General features: G+C 43.0%; 13 protein-coding genes. 8 read left to right on the plus strand and 5 right to left on the minus strand.

Annotated elements, in window-relative coordinates:
• Positions 1-278: 278 nt before the first annotated feature.
• The gene (locus HC026_RS03840; protein WP_168924674.1) at positions 279-2,111 is read left to right on the plus strand and encodes a glycoside hydrolase family protein; all 1,833 of its coding nucleotides are present in this window, start codon (positions 279-281) and stop codon (positions 2,109-2,111) included.
• 263 nt (positions 2,112-2,374) lie between these two features.
• Here the strand turns inward: HC026_RS03840 and HC026_RS03845 are convergent, their stop codons facing one another.
• Positions 2,375-3,256, minus strand: a complete 882-nt coding sequence (locus HC026_RS03845; protein WP_168924675.1) for a matrixin family metalloprotease — start codon at positions 3,254-3,256, stop codon at positions 2,375-2,377.
• Between the two features lie 172 nt (positions 3,257-3,428).
• On the opposite strand from HC026_RS03845, the gene HC026_RS03850 reads away from it, so the two are divergent.
• On the plus strand, positions 3,429-4,622 hold the full coding sequence (locus HC026_RS03850; protein WP_168924676.1) for an acetate/propionate family kinase: 1,194 nt from the start codon (positions 3,429-3,431) through the stop codon (positions 4,620-4,622).
• 94 nt (positions 4,623-4,716) lie between these two features.
• Here HC026_RS03850 and HC026_RS03855 read toward each other — a convergent pair whose 3' ends face one another.
• Together HC026_RS03855 and HC026_RS03860 are read right to left on the minus strand one after the other, a co-directional pair.
• Entirely contained in the window at positions 4,717-5,328 is a 612-nt protein-coding gene (locus HC026_RS03855) for an alpha/beta hydrolase (protein ID WP_168924677.1), read from the minus strand.
• Positions 5,318-6,292 (minus strand): ring-cleaving dioxygenase, encoded by a 975-nt coding sequence (locus HC026_RS03860; protein ID WP_168924678.1) that lies wholly within the window; start codon positions 6,290-6,292, stop codon positions 5,318-5,320. Before HC026_RS03860 ends, HC026_RS03855 begins: the two co-directional genes overlap by 11 nt.
• Before the next feature lie 500 nt (positions 6,293-6,792).
• Between HC026_RS03860 and HC026_RS03865 the strand changes: the two genes are divergently transcribed.
• The 6 genes from HC026_RS03865 (at position 6,793) to HC026_RS03890 (ending at position 12,405) form a co-directional block, all read left to right on the plus strand.
• Entirely contained in the window at positions 6,793-7,695 is a 903-nt protein-coding gene (locus tag HC026_RS03865) for a GH25 family lysozyme (protein WP_168924679.1), read from the plus strand.
• Positions 7,696-8,296: 601 nt separating this feature from the next.
• Positions 8,297-9,466 (plus strand): aminotransferase class I/II-fold pyridoxal phosphate-dependent enzyme, encoded by a 1,170-nt coding sequence (locus HC026_RS03870; RefSeq protein ID WP_168924680.1) that lies wholly within the window; start codon positions 8,297-8,299, stop codon positions 9,464-9,466.
• Positions 9,467-9,474: 8 nt separating this feature from the next.
• Positions 9,475-10,491, plus strand: coding sequence for a D-2-hydroxyacid dehydrogenase (locus HC026_RS03875; RefSeq protein WP_211089400.1), 1,017 nt, complete (start codon positions 9,475-9,477; stop codon positions 10,489-10,491).
• 167 nt (positions 10,492-10,658) lie between these two features.
• A complete protein-coding gene (locus HC026_RS03880; RefSeq protein WP_168924682.1) occupies positions 10,659-11,426 on the plus strand; it encodes an alpha/beta hydrolase in 768 nt (255 codons plus the stop codon).
• Positions 11,427-11,606: 180 nt separating this feature from the next.
• The gene (locus HC026_RS03885) at positions 11,607-11,900 is read left to right on the plus strand and encodes a hypothetical protein (RefSeq protein WP_168924683.1); all 294 of its coding nucleotides are present in this window, start codon (positions 11,607-11,609) and stop codon (positions 11,898-11,900) included.
• A gap of 13 nt (positions 11,901-11,913) precedes the next feature.
• Entirely contained in the window at positions 11,914-12,405 is a 492-nt protein-coding gene (locus tag HC026_RS03890) for an alcohol dehydrogenase (protein WP_168924684.1), read from the plus strand.
• Positions 12,406-12,530: 125 nt separating this feature from the next.
• Here the strand turns inward: HC026_RS03890 and HC026_RS03895 are convergent, their stop codons facing one another.
• Together HC026_RS03895 and HC026_RS03900 are read right to left on the minus strand one after the other, a co-directional pair.
• On the minus strand, positions 12,531-14,333 hold the full coding sequence (locus tag HC026_RS03895; RefSeq protein WP_168924685.1) for a hypothetical protein: 1,803 nt from the start codon (positions 14,331-14,333) through the stop codon (positions 12,531-12,533).
• 16 nt (positions 14,334-14,349) lie between these two features.
• Positions 14,350-15,828 carry a BglG family transcription antiterminator gene (locus HC026_RS03900; protein WP_168924686.1) on the minus strand — a complete coding sequence of 493 codons (1,479 nt, stop codon included), beginning with the start codon at positions 15,826-15,828 and terminating at the stop codon, positions 14,350-14,352.
• Between the last annotated feature and the right edge of the window lie 516 nt (positions 15,829-16,344).

Raw genomic sequence — 16,344 nt, forward strand, 5'->3', positions numbered from 1 at the left:
ATAGCCTTAACCTGTTCCGCAACTCAGATTCCGGCCATATAACACCAAACAACGCCATCCCGATAAAAACCATCGGAATGACGTTGTTTGGTGTTATATTCTGGAATCTACCGAGTTGTGTCACAGCCTCTATATATATCATCAGCCATTAATTTCGAATATGTTATAAATTAGTAACATGCTTGAAATCGAAATATATTCTTAATAAATGTTACCTTGTGATATAATTTTCTATTGTTAGAGGAGTTTCAGTGTTTTATGAGAGGATGACGTGATATATGAGTAAACCAAGAAAGATGATCCTTGGCGTTTTAGCTTTAGGGGTTATCGTAGGCGTAGGGTTTACGCAGTTTGGGACAAGTAATAGCAGTGTTAGCCAAACCGTTGTAGCTCACGCGGATTCAACGATTAATGCTAAGGACAAGGGTATGGTTGGCGATGGGAAAACCGATAATGCTCAAAAGCTTCAAGATATTATTGATTCAGCTAATCCGGATCAAAATGTGACCATTCAAGTGCCAAAGGGAACTTACTTGTTCACCAATGCCGAATTGAATGCGATTGTACTCCATTCAAACCTTACCTTTAATTTTGATAAGGATGCCGTTTTCCAAATCAAGAAGGGCGACCGGATACCATTCGTTTATCCTAGTCCAAAGGGTGGCTACGATGGCGGAATCAGTAACGTCACTTGGAACAACGCCACTTTCCGCGGCGATTACAATACTAGTGATGGCCAAAGTGTGTTCGTTCAATCGATCCACCATGCTAAGAATGTTACCTTTAATAACTGTACTTTTGACAATGCTGAATCACCAACTGGTCACTACATAGATCTTGATGGTAGCCATGGTATCGACATCAAGAGTTCGACTTTTACTGGGTTTAACGCGAATACTAACTTTGATTACAAAGAAGCCATTCAAGTTGACTATTCTAACTCTAAAGCCATGTCGTACCACCAAGCCGGTGATGTGTATGATAACTTACCATCATATGATGTTAATGTGACGGGAAACAAGTTTGTCCCACTGTCAAATGCTTCAGGTACTGTGAAGTCATTTGCACCAAACCCAATTGGTCAACACGTGGTTTATGCCAAGGGTGTCGATGGTATCATCCACGACATTCATTTTACTGACAACTACGTGCAAGATGCGAAGCCACAGCTAAATGATGATGGTGCTAACATTCACTTCATCTGTGTGTCAAACCTTTACATCAGTGGTAATACCTTCGAAAACAAGGGTGCTTTAGGTTCAGGTAACTATATTCGAATCTTTAACACTTCACCAACTGTGAAGATGTCAAACATTCAAATCACGAACAACAAGTTTGTTAACTTGGATCCAAATAACCGTTATATCTTCTTTGATAACTCAAAGGGTGCTGGTATTTCGGGCGTTAAAGTCACTGGTAACAAGATTACTAGTTCTAAGAGCAATATTCCGTTTGTTTTAAGTGCGGGTATGGACTCTAGCGATATGACAGTTAGCTCAAATACTAACAACAAGAGCGCGGCAATCAAACCAACTGATGTCAAAAATACTTCTAAATTACAGAAGCTGACTGGTAAGTACAAGGGTAACAAGGCCACAAACAAAAAAGAATCATACGTTTCTGGTTACAATATCCAATACGCAAAGTTAACTTCATCGTATGCTAAGAAGTACAGTCTTTATAACCATATTCGTGGGCATAAGGGCTGGTACATCTTCAATTCTAAAGATGGTTGGTCACATGCGAAGAAGTCTGGCATCGTTTACGTTGACATGCGTGCAACGGCCGACAGTGGCAAGTGGTACCGGATTCGCTTTAGTTCTAGTACCAGTGCACGTAAGTACTGGGTTCGCTCTGGTGCGTTGAAATTTGATAAGATCACTTATGAGTCCTATGAACGGACGTTGAACCCATTGAAGAAGTACACCATGTACACCAAAGTCTTCAATGACCCACAATTAGCTAAATTAGCTGGGACAACGGCCGACTTAGGTTCCAAAGAAGTTTCCATCACTAAGCGAGCACGGCGAGTTTCAGTACTCAATGGTAAAACCTCTACCTACTATTTGGTTAATGACAAATATTGGACAAGAGCCAATGCTTTCTACTAAACCAAATTAAGTATTAAAAAAGCCGACCGTTGATATCGGTCAGCTTGAATGATTGCTCTATGTGCATTCACCATAAGTGAATAATGAAAAATTGGTGATATGTACGTTTGATTTCTCATCTATTATATTACCATGCCGGAAAGCTCGAATTCAATAACATTTGAATTTGACACCGGACTGTAATGTAGGTGAGAAATTTGGCAGAGAATAGAGGAACCTTGCAAAGTTATTCAAAATAGCTTGCAAGGTTCTTTTTTGCTGGTTTAGTGTTGTGCATCATGAATGGCAAGGGCTAACTTTGCACGGTTAATGTCTGTTTTGTCCAGAATGTTAAATCCGTTTTTACTCGTTTTCACCTTGTCGTAGTTGTAAATGTTCGGTGTGCTGCTATTGGCAGCCATGGCATCTCCTGCATTAGTAGAATGTTGCAAACCTAACGAGTGGCCCATTTCGTGAGCGACAATGTTGGCATATTCGAAGGTGCGGGCCTTCACGTCAATCTTTTGGCTCACGATAGTTCGTTTTTGCAAGGTGATCTTCTTTTTTACCTGGCTGAGCTGGTCAGCTCGATACAGATTGTAATCATGCGCAAAATTAGCTTTATTTGCAATCTTATGACCGTAAGCCTTCACTCTCTTGTTCAGTGTTTTTACGGCACTGGCTGTAGTTTGTTTAATCATTTTGTTTCGGATTGTCGGCAGCTGTTTAGTGTAATCCGTTTTTTCAAGTGACAGTTGGTGTTGTGCTGGCTTCCACCAGGCATCGGCGCTGGTATTCTTGCCAGTCATCGTCACCGTCAGCGTATGGTTGGACTGAGTGCCACCAACAAAAACTTTGTGTCCAAGTTTCTGATTCCAGTAATTCATTGCGAGCTGAACACTTTTCTTGACTTGAATATTTTTACTGGCTACGTACACTTTGGTGGTTTCATTTGGCAATAATGCGGTTTGAGACTTATAGCTTAAACCATAGCGGTCAGCCAGCTCCTCAGCGTGAGCTTGATAATATGTTTCACTATGGTGCAAGTCTGCTGCGGTCGGTGTCAGTGTGGTTGCGTGTCCGGTGGTCTCGGATAAGGTAAATGGTAACGTCAAGCCTACCATTAATGCTGACAGCACGACAAAAAAGCTTCCTTTTTTCAACATGATTCCCCCTCTAAAAGAATCCCTATTACTGGTGTTATTCAGCATTTTATCTAAAAGCAGGTAGTTGCTCAACGAATATGCACTTTTTTCGAAAGGTGTATGACCTTTCCGTGAACTTGACTTAAAAGGACATTATCTCCTGTAAAATAGAGGTAAACGGAGGTATTGACCTATGACCAAAATACTGTTGATCAATGCAGGGAGTTCTTCTTTGAAGTGGCAGCTGGTAAATATGCCGGCTGAGCACGTCATCGCCTCGGGGCAAGTTGAACGGTTAAATTTGCCTGGAACGATTGTTAAAGTTAAAGTCGGTAAGAAAAAGACGAAAGAAGTTGTGGAGACTCTGGATGAAATGACGGCAATTGATCGGGTTCTTAAACGTTTGATTACGGTTGGTGGGGTTGAGACTTTAGATGAGGTCGAAGCGGTGGGCCACCGAGTAGTAGCTGGTGGGACCCTTTTTAAAGGCCCGGTTAAATTAATTCCTAGCCGTATTAGTCAGTTAAAAGAGTTGGGTGAATTGGCGCCACTGCACAATCCGTTGGAAATTAAGTGTATTGAACTGTTAGCGCAAAGACTATCTGGCGTACCGCAGTATGCGGTGTTTGACAGCGCATATTTTCATAGCCTACCAGAAAAAACGGCAATTTATGGCATTCCGTACGAGTGGACGAAAAAGTATCAAATTCGGCGGTATGGTGAACATGGCATTTCTCACCAGTACTTAGCTAATCGAGCTGCTGAAATGTTGAATCAACCGCTAGAGGGCTTGAATTTAATCACCATGCATTTAGGCAGTGGGGCTTCAATTACCGCGGTGAAAGATGGTCAGCCATTTGATACCTCCATGGGCTTAACTCCAGTTACGGGTGTCATGATGGGGACTCGTAGTGGTGACGTGGATCCAACGTTAGTGCCATATTTAATGAAACGGTTGGAATTAGAAACACCGGAAGTGGTCTTACAGGAACTCAACGCGTCGTCAGGTTTACTGGGAGTTTCGGGTGTTTCTTCAGATATGCGTGATTTGCATGAAGCCGCTAAAAGTAACCAGCGAGCAAAACTTGCCTTAGATATGTTTGTGACTCAAATCGTGAAACTCGTGGGTGGGTATTACACGGAAATGGGTGGGGCGGATGCGTTAGTGTTCGCTGGTGGTATTGGTGAGAAGGACCCTGTAATTCGTCAGAGAGTTATTGAAGGGTTAAGCATTTTAGGGATAAAAATCGACACAGCATTAAATAAAGCAGGCAACACAGGATCATTAGAGACCGAAGATAGTCGCTCTAAAATTTTGCTTATCCCGACAAACGAAGAGTTAGCGATGGCTCGAGGAGTACAGCAATTGATGGATGAAGTAAAATGACAAAACTCGGTCACGTTAATAAGCCCCATCCCGGTTTCTGCCGGGACAGGGCTTATTTGTATTATTCAAAAATGTGGAATTGTCCAACCGCTTGTTAGAGATTCTTGATCCAAGACTGAGCCGCCATCAACTCCGTTTGGGTGAGATGGTGTGATTGATGATTTTTGAATACTTCGACTGACGCTTGCGCATTTTGTAGTTGGCTCATTAACTGATCAAAATTGTCTTCTGACACGATCGGATCAACGTCTCCGTAAGTTGCAAACGCCCTATAACCTGATAAATTACGGGTTTGCTGCGGTGGGGTGATCATCATCGGATGGAGTAAAACAGCCGTTTTAAAAGTTGTGGGCTGATTTAACCAGGCATAGGCAGCAATATTAGCGCCGTTAGAAAAACCCAGCACAATTAACTGCTTGGCATCAAGTTGATAACACTGTGTTTCTTTTTCAATTGTATTGAGTAACCAATCAGTTTCCTGTTTCAAGTTTTCTAAATCAAATGAACCATCTTCGTGGCGGATAAAGTAACGGTTACTGCCATTTTCACTAACGCGTCCGCGGATACCTAATTTTGGGTGCTCCGGAAATAAAAAGGTCGCAATTGGCAGCAGATCGCTTTCATCGCCACCAGTACCATGTAACATGAGGACGGGGGCTAAATCTGGATTGCCGGGGAAAAAAGCAGAGTGAATATCAGTTGTCATTGGGAGCCTCCTCTGAGTTAAACGGGATTAAGTTAGCTTCAATCGATGCGCGTTGTCCTTCCAAGAATGGTGGTAATTCCAAGTGAACACCTGCTTCATCGTAAGTTTCGTCCACTAGGAAACCGGGCCCGTCCGTCGCAATTTCAAATAGCACACCCGGAGCAGCTCGAAAGTACTCAGACTGGAAATAAAATCGTTCAACAAAGCCGGAATCGTGCAGACCAGCAGCTTGAATTCGCTTGATCCAGTAGTTCAGGCTATCTGTATCGGGTGTTCGGAAAGCCATATGGTGAACGGTACCATATCCCTGAATGCCATCTGGCAGGATTAGACTGGCTTCCACAATGACTTGGGCGCCGTGGCCACCTTCGTGTAGTTCATAAAGCGTTTGGGAGCCCTGTTTTTCAAGCTTGGTAAAGCCCATGGTACTGGTTAAAAGGTGTCCGAGTTTTTCTGGTTGGGCAACGGTGATGATTGTTGGGCCTAGCCCACTGATTGCCATATCGCTTGGGACTGGACTATGTCGATAAGGAGTCCCACCTGGTAAGCCGGTATTGTGCTCATCGGAAATTAATTGGTACCGCTGTTGGTCAAAATCATAGAAGGGGAGAATCTTAGCGCCAAAATGTTCCTGAATGTCATCGATTTTAACGCCATTTTCCGCCAGACGGTTCGCCCAAAATTTTAGAGCAGCATCATTTGGTACCCGAAAACCAATTCGAGAAATGCTATTTTTGCCATAATGACCTTGAGCTATTCCTGGAAAGTCAAAAAAGGTGAGGTCAGTACCAGCAGTTCCCATGTCGTCTGTAAAATATAAGTGGTAAGTTGACACATCATCTTGATTAACGGTTTTTTTAATTAAATGCAGTCCGAGCACAGTCGTCATAAAATGAAACATTTTGGGTGCACTTGATGTAATGGCTGTGATGTGGTGTAAACCGATTAAATCAGTCTTTTCCATTGTATTTCCTCCGGTATCAAAGCTTAATTTTGAACGTATTATGACAGATTATTGGGTTTTGGACAATTATATTGCCTTATGGTTGTGGGGTGGAAGCGGCCTACAACATGACTTAATTCTCTGAACGCCTGTTTTCACACCTTGGCTTAATCGGGCTACAACAGGCAGAGAGCTGCATGGAAGGCACAACGAACATAAATCCAAACCCGGGATTTTTGTCCGTATCACCTTCCACTCCGCTCTCTGAACGCCTGTTTTCACACCTTGGTATAATCGGGCTGCAACAGGCAGAGAGCTGCATGGAAGGCACAACGAACATAAATCCAAACCCGGGATTTTTGTCCGTTTCACCTTCCACTCCGCTCTCTGAACGCCTGTTTTCACACCTTGGTTTCACCTTGTCACACAAGCGTAAATGAACTGTAATTCCCATGTTTTCACTCTGTTTCATTCATGCGTTACACTAGACACAATTAATAATTTAGAACAAGGGGAATTACATGAAAACTAATCATTTACTCAAAAGCATTTTTACTGGCTCATTAGCACTCGTTAGTGTATTGACACTCAGCACGACGGCGTTCGCAGCTAAGACTAAAATTGCCGACGTTTCACAGTATCAGGGGAATATCAACTGGTCTAAGGCCTCCAAGGATTTACGGATGACCATTATTCGGGTTAAACACGGTAATCCTGGCGACAGTGACTATCGAGTTGATACGAAGCGTGACGTCAATGCTAACGGTGCCTACAAATATGGAACACCATTTGGTCAATATGACTATGCTGAATTCAATAGTACTTCAGATGCAGTGAGCGATGCTCGTCAATTCTATGCGCTATCCAATAAGCATGCAAAATTTTATGCGCTGGATAACGAAAAGCGAGTTGGAAAAGGTAGTGAACAGTCATACGTTAACGCTTGGTACAACACCATGCGGACACTGACTAAGAAGCCATTAGTTTACTATTCATACCAAAATTACGTCAACGTCCACAAAATTAGCTATTCTAAGTTTAACGGTTCATGGATCGCTAATTATTCCGCTAAACCGAATGTTTCGACTGATTTATGGCAGTATACCAGTTCCGGCTCACTTTCAGGCGTCAGTGGTCGGGTTGATTTAAGCCGGACCGTCGATAATTCAACCGTTACAAAATGGTACACGAATACACCAAAGGACACGTATTTCACCAGTGTTTCTAATGGTCAACAATTACGTGTAACCCGGAACATCAATCGTTATCAGACAGCTAATCTCACTGGTAAAAAGGGCAGTGTGAAGTACAATTCAACTGTTACAGCAAAATCCATTGCACGGTCAACCAGTGGCACTTACCGAATTCAGCTGACTGATGGTAGTTATATCACTGCTAACAAGAGTTATATCCAAGCAAAATAAGTTTGAAGTAGAAGTCATCGTCCCTTGGGATGGTGGCTTTTTTGTGCTTAACTGGGCTACAGCTCTCTAAACGCTTGCTGTCGCACCCTGGGTTTAACTGGGCTGCAGCAGGCAGAGAGCTGCATGGAAGTAAACAATGCCATAAATCCAAACCCAGGATTTTTGTCATTATTCACTTCCACTTCGCTCTCTAAACGCCTGCTTTCGCACCTTGGGTTTAATTGGGCTACAGCAGGCAGAGAGCTGCATGTAGGTGGTTTCCGACATAAATCCAAGCCCGGGATTTCTGTCAAAAGCCCCCTACACTCCGCTCTCTAGACGCCTGCTTTCGCACCTTGGGTTGATTTCTTTCATTAAAATGCTATGATAAAACTAACATCTATTCTGAGAGGTCGCCATTATGCATAAAATTAAGCCAACTCAATTGAATAGTCGATTTTACTTTTGGTTTTTCCAGTACTGATCTGTGAAGAGCCAGAAGCATTTTGTGATTAAATGCTAAATGACCACACAGATCAGGTTCTGACTGTGTGGGAGAGGCTTCAAGACCCGTGCAGTTACTGGCTGTACGGGTCTTTTATATTATAAGGAGTGTTTTGCTATGAGTCGATTGTCGGAAAAAATGAAACATGAGTTAAAACAGATTCAGCCTTCATCTATATTGAAGTTTAATCAAGAAATTTCTAAGGTGCCTGATATGGTGAAGCTGACCATAGGCGAACCGGATTTTAATACCCCTGATCACGTTAAGCAGGCAGCTATCCGCAGTATCGAGAATAATGAAAGTCACTACACGAATTCTCGTGGGACTGAAGGCTTACGCCAGGCTGCTTCAAAATTTTTACACGATAAATATAACGTTAACTACGATCCTGAATCTCAAATTTTAGTGACTACTGGTGCCACAGAAGGGATTTTCTCCTCACTGACAGCAATGTTAAATCCGGGTGACACTGTGATTATTCCAACACCGATCTTCCCGCAGTACATTCCGGTTGCTATTTTGAATGGTGCCAAACCGATTTTCCTGGATACTTCTGATAACGGGTTCATTTTGTCGCCAGAAAAATTACAAGCTACCATTGAAGCCAATAAGGATACCGTCAAAGCGGTTGTCATGAACTTCCCGTCTAATCCAACCGGCGTTACTTACAATCGTCAAGAATTGCAGGCGCTCGCGGATGTTTTAAAGCAATACGACATTTTCGTTTTAAGTGATGAAATTTACTCGGAATTAACTTACGGCGAGCATCACGTGTCAATGGGTGAACTATTGCCAGACCAAACCGTGCTCTTAAACGGGGTCTCTAAGTCCCATGCTATGACTGGTTGGCGGATTGGCCTAGTATGTGGGCCAGTAGATGTGATTTCAGAAATTGGCAAAGTTCACCAGTTTGCCATTACTTCTGCGACTGCCAATGCGCAAGCGGCAGCTGAAGAAGCATTTAAAAATGGTCCGGACGATGGGGTTGCAATGCGGAAAATTTACCAACAACGTCGAGATCTTTTGCTTGCCGGATTAAAGAAAGCCGGCTTCGAATGTGCTAATCCGAAAGGGGCATTCTACCTCTTTGCGAAGATACCAGCCAATCTGAACCAGGATAGCGTGGCATTTTGCTATGAGCTTGCCAAAGAGGCAAAAGTAGCTGTGATTCCAGGTGCTTCATTTGGTCCTGGTGGTGAAGGTTACGTTCGAATCAGTTACGCAGCCAGCACCGATGCATTGAAGAAAGCAGTTGAACGCATTCAAAAATTTGTTGATCAGCATTAATTGCATAAATGAGGAAGAGGGAAGACGCTTTGAAGTTTTTGTTATACCACGCACGTGAAGATGAATTAGTCGCCGTTAAGGAATGGATGAAGTTGCATCCTGATGTTCAAGTGGATACCAACGATGTCCCACTGACAGAAGAAACGGTTGAACTGGCTAAGGGTTACGATGGCATTGTGATTCAGCAACATATTCCGGTGGATTCGCCGAAAATTTATCAACGCCTTCACGAATTAGGTATCAAACAGCTAACGTTGAGAATCACTGGTTATGAAATTGTTGATCTCAAGCAAGCTGCCGAAAATCACTTGGTGGTCACCAACGTGCCGGCATATTCGCCCCGATCCGTTAGTGAACTAGTTCTAGCACATGTGATGAAGTTGGTTCGTCACTTAGGGATTGCGCAAGCCCGGGAAGCTCACCATGATTTTACTTGGGGTGGGTTGGAAGCAAACGAAATCCATAACCTGACCATCGGCATTATTGGTGCTGGAAAAATTGGTAGCGCGGTTGCTCGAATTTTTAAGGCCTTGGGTTCAACTGTAATTGCCGCTGACCCCATTCATCGGCCAGAGTTAGGGGATACACTGACGTATACTGATCACGAAACTGTTTATAAAACAGCTGATATCGTGACGATGCACACGCCGTTAACGGCTGAAACACATCATATGATCGACAAACACGTTTTTCAAATGATGAAGCCGTCAGCTTTCTTCATCAACGCTTCACGTGGTCCGGTTGTTGTGGCGGATGATTTAGTGGCCGCGTTGGAGCAGGGTGAGATTGCAGGGGCTGGAATTGATACCATCGAAGGGGATAGCCAGATTTTTAGCCAGGATTGGTCGGATAAGAACCTAAATAATCCACCACTGGAAAAATTACTGACGATGCCAAACGTTAGTGTCAGCCCGCACGTTGGCTTTTACACGGATGCTGCAGTAGCAAACATGGTGGAAATTGCTTTGGATGATGTGTTGACAATCGTTCAAGGTGGCAAGAGTCGCCATCAGGTTACCGAATAATTAAACTTCAGACCCCAGCTATGCAACATAAATTAGCACCGTCCCGATAAAGATCATCGGAATGGTGCTAGTTTGTGTTATATTCTGAAGTCTACCGAGTTGTGTCACACCTTTTTACACTCGGATAGTGTAAAATATTGTTAAAATAGTGAAAGTTGGTGATACAAATGGATCTACCGCAAGCTTTTTACTTTAAAGCGGGTAAACCAGCTGTATTATTGCTACACACCTTTTCCGGTACACCAAATGACGTTCGCGTAATGGGACGTAGCTTGCAAAAGCGGGGATATACGGTATTAGGTCCGATGTTTACGGGTCATGGTACAGTCGATCCGCAGCAGATTTTTCAAACAGGTAATCCGGCTCACTGGTGGCAGGATACAGTTAAAGCAATCCAGCAATTAACAGCGGACGGACATAACCAGATAGCGGTTTTTGGTGAATCCCTAGGTGGTTTATTTGCGATGAAAGCATTAACTCAGTCTGAAAATGTTGTTACAGGTGGCACCATTGATACACCACTTTTTCCAGTGGACACGAGTCGGGTTGCAAAGCGCTTTTTGGAAGAATGTCAAAGCTGGTACCAAAAGCAACGTCTGACAACTGATGAGATTATTTCAAAAATGCAGTTTTTATCTGAAAATATTAACCCCATGTTAGCAAGCATTGGTGAGTATACTCAACCGATTCACGATGAGCTTAGCGGCCTAACTAAACCGGTTTTTATCGCTCAAGGTGATGCTGATGAATTGCTTGATCGTAGTATGGGCCAGCGGTTAGCGGACTATTTGTCGGTGAGTGCGCCTGTGACTTATCGGCATTATCCAGGAGCGCCACACGTCATGACCTTTAGTCCACAGGGGCGTCAGTTAAACACTGATATTGGCGATTTCTTGGAGACGGTTATGCCAGTAGAATCTAGACGAAACGACTGATCAATTGATCGGTCGTTTTTTAGATTCTGGCTACGAGTCCCGTGAACACAAGGTTTTTCCATTTTTTTCGTTTTTTTTAAAAAAACTGGTAAACTAAATTCTCGAAGAAACGTTGATTTTAAGCGCTTCCAGCGTACTATTAATGATAGATACATAAATAATCAGAGGGGGCCGAGTAGCATGGAAAAACGACATATTTTGAACAAGCATACTTATTTTTTGGGGACGTTAGCAGTAGCTGTTGGATACGGTTTGACACAATTTCCGAATCTTGCTTATGCTGCTAGTAATAGCATACTGGCCAAGGTCAACCGTCAGAATTTGACGGAAGCAGTCTTTATTGGCATGGGGTTGTTTCTATGCTTACTAGGCCTTTTTGGCTTAGATCGCTATCGGGCTCGGCATCCGCGTAGAGAGAAGACGGGAATGCAGGCGAGCACTGAAATGACTGGGTCAACATCAACGCAGCAATAAATGGGGGATAGTCATGAAAAGAATCGATTTAACTAATCAACGCTTTGGCCGATTAACAGTGACCGGTTTTGCAGGTAAGGGGAAAAACGGGAATGCCTTATGGAACTGCAGGTGTGATTGTGGCGAGGAGATCGTTGCGGACGGCTATTTATTGCGTAAAGGCAACACCAAAAGTTGTGGTTGCCTTCGGCGCCAACGCGGTCGGGAAGCGATGAAAAGTGATGTCCGGCTGATTGCAAACTCTGGAAACGTTCGTAATCTTCAACAAATCAATGGGACTAGCGTTGTCTCAATCATGAAGAGACGAAAAACCAACACTTCGGGGATCCCGGGTGTTTGCTACGATAAGCAATCCAAGCGCTGGGTTGCACGGTTAATGATTCGGGGGAAGTACGTACTTAATCGGGGGTTTCTGACATTTGAAGAAGCAGCAACTGCGCGAGAAAATGCAGTTGAAGAAAACTTAAGTCAGGTTCTAGACAGACACGTCAAAGTGGTTCAGTAAATAACAGAATATACAAAAAATGATTACCAGTTGTTTGCAGTTGGTAATCATTTTTTGTGTGTATTAACTAAGTAGCGCAAAAAGCATTCATTTCCGATTAATTTTCAGAAATGAACGTTTGATTGCTATACTCTTGACCCGAGATTGATTTTACCAGAAAGACTGATGAAGTAGGCCCCTAATTGGGTAACGTGGGAGCCACCACCGCCATTATCCGCGGCAAACTGGTGAAGTGATTGTCCGTTGTTTGCAATTGCATCGCGAGATGTTTGAGCGTTTTGCTCAGTATCTTTAGAAGTAGCTTGCGCAGAGTTATGAGTTTGGGCAATCCGTTGCTTCTTCTGTGAATTGCTTTGGCTGGTCTGACTATTGTTCGTATTAGAATCTTGATTGCTAGACTTGTTAGTGGTTGCATTATTTTCCTGACGGACAGATTGTGAAGCATTCCCCAGTTGAATCACGATTGGCATTGTGTTGTTCTGGAAAGGATTCAGTTGTTTGCGAGCATTGCTGATTTTAATGGTTAACACTGAATCAGTTGTCCCTAAGGCTGTGTTTCCTTTGACACCGTTACTTAAAATGACGGTGCCATTCTGCCGCATGTCGTTTAATTGCTGCTGGATTTGCGCCCGTACGTTAGTCCCCGGTTGGCCGCTAACAGTCATCTGACCAGCAGGCTTTCCGCTTTCGTTAATGATGTTTACGGTTGCTGTAGGTGCGGCAACGGTACTTGCCGTGTTGCTGTCAGTGGTTGTTGCGATATTTGTATCAGTTGTAGCTGTTGAGCTGTTTTCACTGGTACCAGTATTCGTTGTAATCGAGCTACCTGTTGAGCCAGTGTTAGTATGCGCGTGAACGGGGCCGGTTTGGCCAATACCATAGCCACCAAGTTGCATCGCCGGTAAATTATTTCGTTTAACTGAAACGTTAAAACTGTATTCGCCGGTGGAGCCAATTGGGGTAGTTGCAGTAGTCACAATCCAGTTACTGGTGTCCCAAGTACTGTTTTGATTTGGCTCTGGTTTGTAGTAATAACTGACCGTGATTGGGTTAGAATCCTTTAACGACTTTACCGTCTGATCAATCGTGCCACTGGTATTGGCACTAGCATAATCGAAATCATATCCGGTAAAGGGAATCACGTTGGTGTCGGTCGTGTACTTTTGTCCCTCAGTTGCGTAGTTGGTTGGAATTGTATAAGTCCAAAGCACTTTGTCAGGATCAGTAACGTCAACGTAACGAACCACAATTGATGACAGTGGCATGTATACTAAGTTGGCGGTTTGAGGATCTTTTTCATAGGTACTTGGAATATCGGAATTAACGTCACCAACATACGAGTAACCAGGAATTTGAGCAACTAAGGCGTCCTTGTCTTTAATTGAGGAATCAACGGCACCCTGATAATTGCTAGTTTCAATTTTTGAATGAGTCAAACCATCAAAGGCATTTACCAGTAAATTACCCATTGGTTCGGTTTCTGTTGTCCCGTTGCCGGTATTATTGTTTGAACCAGTATTAGTACTGCTGCTCGATGAACTTGAACTATTGGAATTAGTGGAGCTAGTTATCACCGTGGTACTAGAATGGCTAGAACTAGTTGTCGTCGTAGAAGTAGATGTGGAGCTAGTAGATGTTGTACTGGTAGTTTGAGTTGTTGAAGTTGACGACGCAGAACTACTATTTGAGCTTGTGGAGGTGGACGAAGAACTCGAAGATGACAGAGTTACACTGTTGGTGCTAGTTGCAAAAGAGCCGGGTCTTTCTGCAGATGCAGAGCCGTTAGCGGGTGTACTGGTAACCGTAGTCGTTGTTTCCGGCTGACCAGCATATGCATCCATCCTCTGTAATTGAAAGCCAGCTAAAACAGTTGCTGAAAAGAGGCAAGCTGCTAACCATTTATCTTTTGCTGTCTTACTTAATCTCATCAACGCCACTTCCTTTCTATTCTGTGTCTTGGTTTGGAAATAAATCTGGTAACTTATTTCGCTTGGTATCTAGAATCAGATCTGCCAGGTTAGACCAATCAACTGGTGTAGGCGGATCCTGCCAGATAACCTGAGCTTGAGTCACTTTGTTTGAATGAAAATCAGAGATATAAATATCTGTGTCTTCGGTTAAATGGGTATCGATAATGATGTGCGCGTGATTGAACCCATCCAGAGAACGAATAACATAATTGGTATATAGCGTCCCCTGTGAGAAGTCTACGCAGATGTGAACTTGGTCGCGCATCAATTCGGTTGGCACGGAATTGATTAGCGCGAACATGTAACTGAAATACAAATTCACCGCCATCTTTTGGGTTAAAAGCAGGTCTTCTCGTCGCTGTAACTTTGTAATGTTATGCGAAACAGCAATGTCAAAGGCGGGATAAAGCTCCGAAAAGAATTTGACTTGGTCAGGATCGATAAAAGTCGTCGGTTCAATGTAAAAAGTTGTGAACTGAAAATGGATGCTTAACAGACTATCTTTTAATTGCTGATTATCCACTAAGCGAGTAGTGAGCAGAACGTTATTGTTCTCCATTTCGCCCATGAACTGCTGAGTTAATTCATCAACCGCAGGAATATCAGCGGCTAATTTGCCCATTTCGTCAAATCCTAGGTAGCCTTGTGCAATCAGAAAACTGTCCAAATAGTTGAACTCATCAGCAGTCAATGTCAGCTGCTTGGCCAGCAGTTTCTGGAGTTGATCCATCATTGCTTGACTCGATTCCGTTGGCTTGATGTGGAGCTTTTGATCAGAGCCAATCGGGTTAGAATCGAGCATCCGCAGCAACCAAACTCGCAAGAAAGTTGATAATTTGGTTGCTTGTGTTGGGTTCAGCTCATCCGGTAATTCACTTTGGATCGTTGAAACTATGTCAGAAATCAGTGGATTTAACGGTTCAAAGGGTTCTGAAACACCGTTGTACATTGTGTAATACAGTTGAAACAAGTGCAGTCGAATCGTAAATTCCTCACCCGCGTAAAGACTACTGGCTTGGAAGAACCCGTGCTTTCTTAAAACTGGGTCAAGCGAATCTAGCGCACGATAGAAAACCGAACTGCTCATATAATTGGCAGTGACGTATTGCCGCTTGGTGTATAAATTACTGTAGAAGAACTGATATTCCAAAGCTGTAAAAAGTGGTGACCGGTTTAAATACAACAGGGTGACTTTTTGCAGGAGATAAGAATTCAGCCCAAAAGCTTGCCACATTCCCTTATTAGGTTCGTCCAAATAGCAGGGCGTGTTTTCTGAAATGGCTGCTAAATCAGCATTCATAGTTTCAAAGTACTTATTCAACTGGTAGTTCGTCAATGACAACGACTGCGCTAACTCTTCTTTATTCAAGACTTGGTCAGCTTGTTGGGTGAAACGGGACAAAATGTCCAAACAAATGTTATCATTTTTCGTTAGTAAAAACGTATAATCCATGGCAGCCTTCCTAATCATTCTTACTCGATTAATATTCCACCCTAAATTATACCTTATTATAGTACGTTTGCGTCAATTAATCAGTTTTTCGGATTAATTTGGTTCACCATTTTTTTTAAAAAAAACAAAAAAAGTGGGAGACTCGAAGTATTGAATTAACGGGGCTTTCAAGCCATAATAAGACTGTATTAAAGGTGCTCTTGCTTAAGTTTGTTGATGGCTAACGACCTGGAAATTAGCTTGGGAATCTTAATACAAGGGTTAAACATGACGACATACTTGTATTTTAAATAGAAAACCGGGTGGCTTTGGGAGTTATTTTTTACAGTGAAGGTTGATATTGGAGAGAATATTGGTCCGAATGCAACTGCGAAAACCATCAGTTTAACTTTAAAATGTTGAGTGTCGTAATGAGTTGTGTTTGTCGCCGCGTGGGGGCGTGGTGGCAAGATGCAGCGTTAGATAAAAGTGTTTGGTGACGACGAGTCATTTAAACACCAGTTTTACCAGCGATAA

This window comes from Secundilactobacillus angelensis (assembly GCF_012641075.1).
GTDB lineage: Bacteria > Bacillota > Bacilli > Lactobacillales > Lactobacillaceae > Secundilactobacillus > Secundilactobacillus angelensis.

Coding starts and splice junctions, on each gene's coding strand:
- HC026_RS03840 (WP_168924674.1), top strand. CDS start 279: ATGAGTAAACCAAGAAAGATGATCCTTGGCGTTTTAGCTTTAGGGGTT.
- HC026_RS03845 (WP_168924675.1), bottom strand. CDS start 3,256: ATGTTGAAAAAAGGAAGCTTTTTTGTCGTGCTGTCAGCATTAATGGTA.
- HC026_RS03850 (WP_168924676.1), top strand. CDS start 3,429: ATGACCAAAATACTGTTGATCAATGCAGGGAGTTCTTCTTTGAAGTGG.
- HC026_RS03855 (WP_168924677.1), bottom strand. CDS start 5,328: ATGACAACTGATATTCACTCTGCTTTTTTCCCCGGCAATCCAGATTTA.
- HC026_RS03860 (WP_168924678.1), bottom strand. CDS start 6,292: ATGGAAAAGACTGATTTAATCGGTTTACACCACATCACAGCCATTACA.
- HC026_RS03865 (WP_168924679.1), top strand. CDS start 6,793: ATGAAAACTAATCATTTACTCAAAAGCATTTTTACTGGCTCATTAGCA.
- HC026_RS03870 (WP_168924680.1), top strand. CDS start 8,297: ATGAGTCGATTGTCGGAAAAAATGAAACATGAGTTAAAACAGATTCAG.
- HC026_RS03875 (WP_211089400.1), top strand. CDS start 9,475: ATGAGGAAGAGGGAAGACGCTTTGAAGTTTTTGTTATACCACGCACGT.
- HC026_RS03880 (WP_168924682.1), top strand. CDS start 10,659: ATGGATCTACCGCAAGCTTTTTACTTTAAAGCGGGTAAACCAGCTGTA.
- HC026_RS03885 (WP_168924683.1), top strand. CDS start 11,607: ATGGAAAAACGACATATTTTGAACAAGCATACTTATTTTTTGGGGACG.
- HC026_RS03890 (WP_168924684.1), top strand. CDS start 11,914: ATGAAAAGAATCGATTTAACTAATCAACGCTTTGGCCGATTAACAGTG.
- HC026_RS03895 (WP_168924685.1), bottom strand. CDS start 14,333: ATGAGATTAAGTAAGACAGCAAAAGATAAATGGTTAGCAGCTTGCCTC.
- HC026_RS03900 (WP_168924686.1), bottom strand. CDS start 15,828: ATGGATTATACGTTTTTACTAACGAAAAATGATAACATTTGTTTGGAC.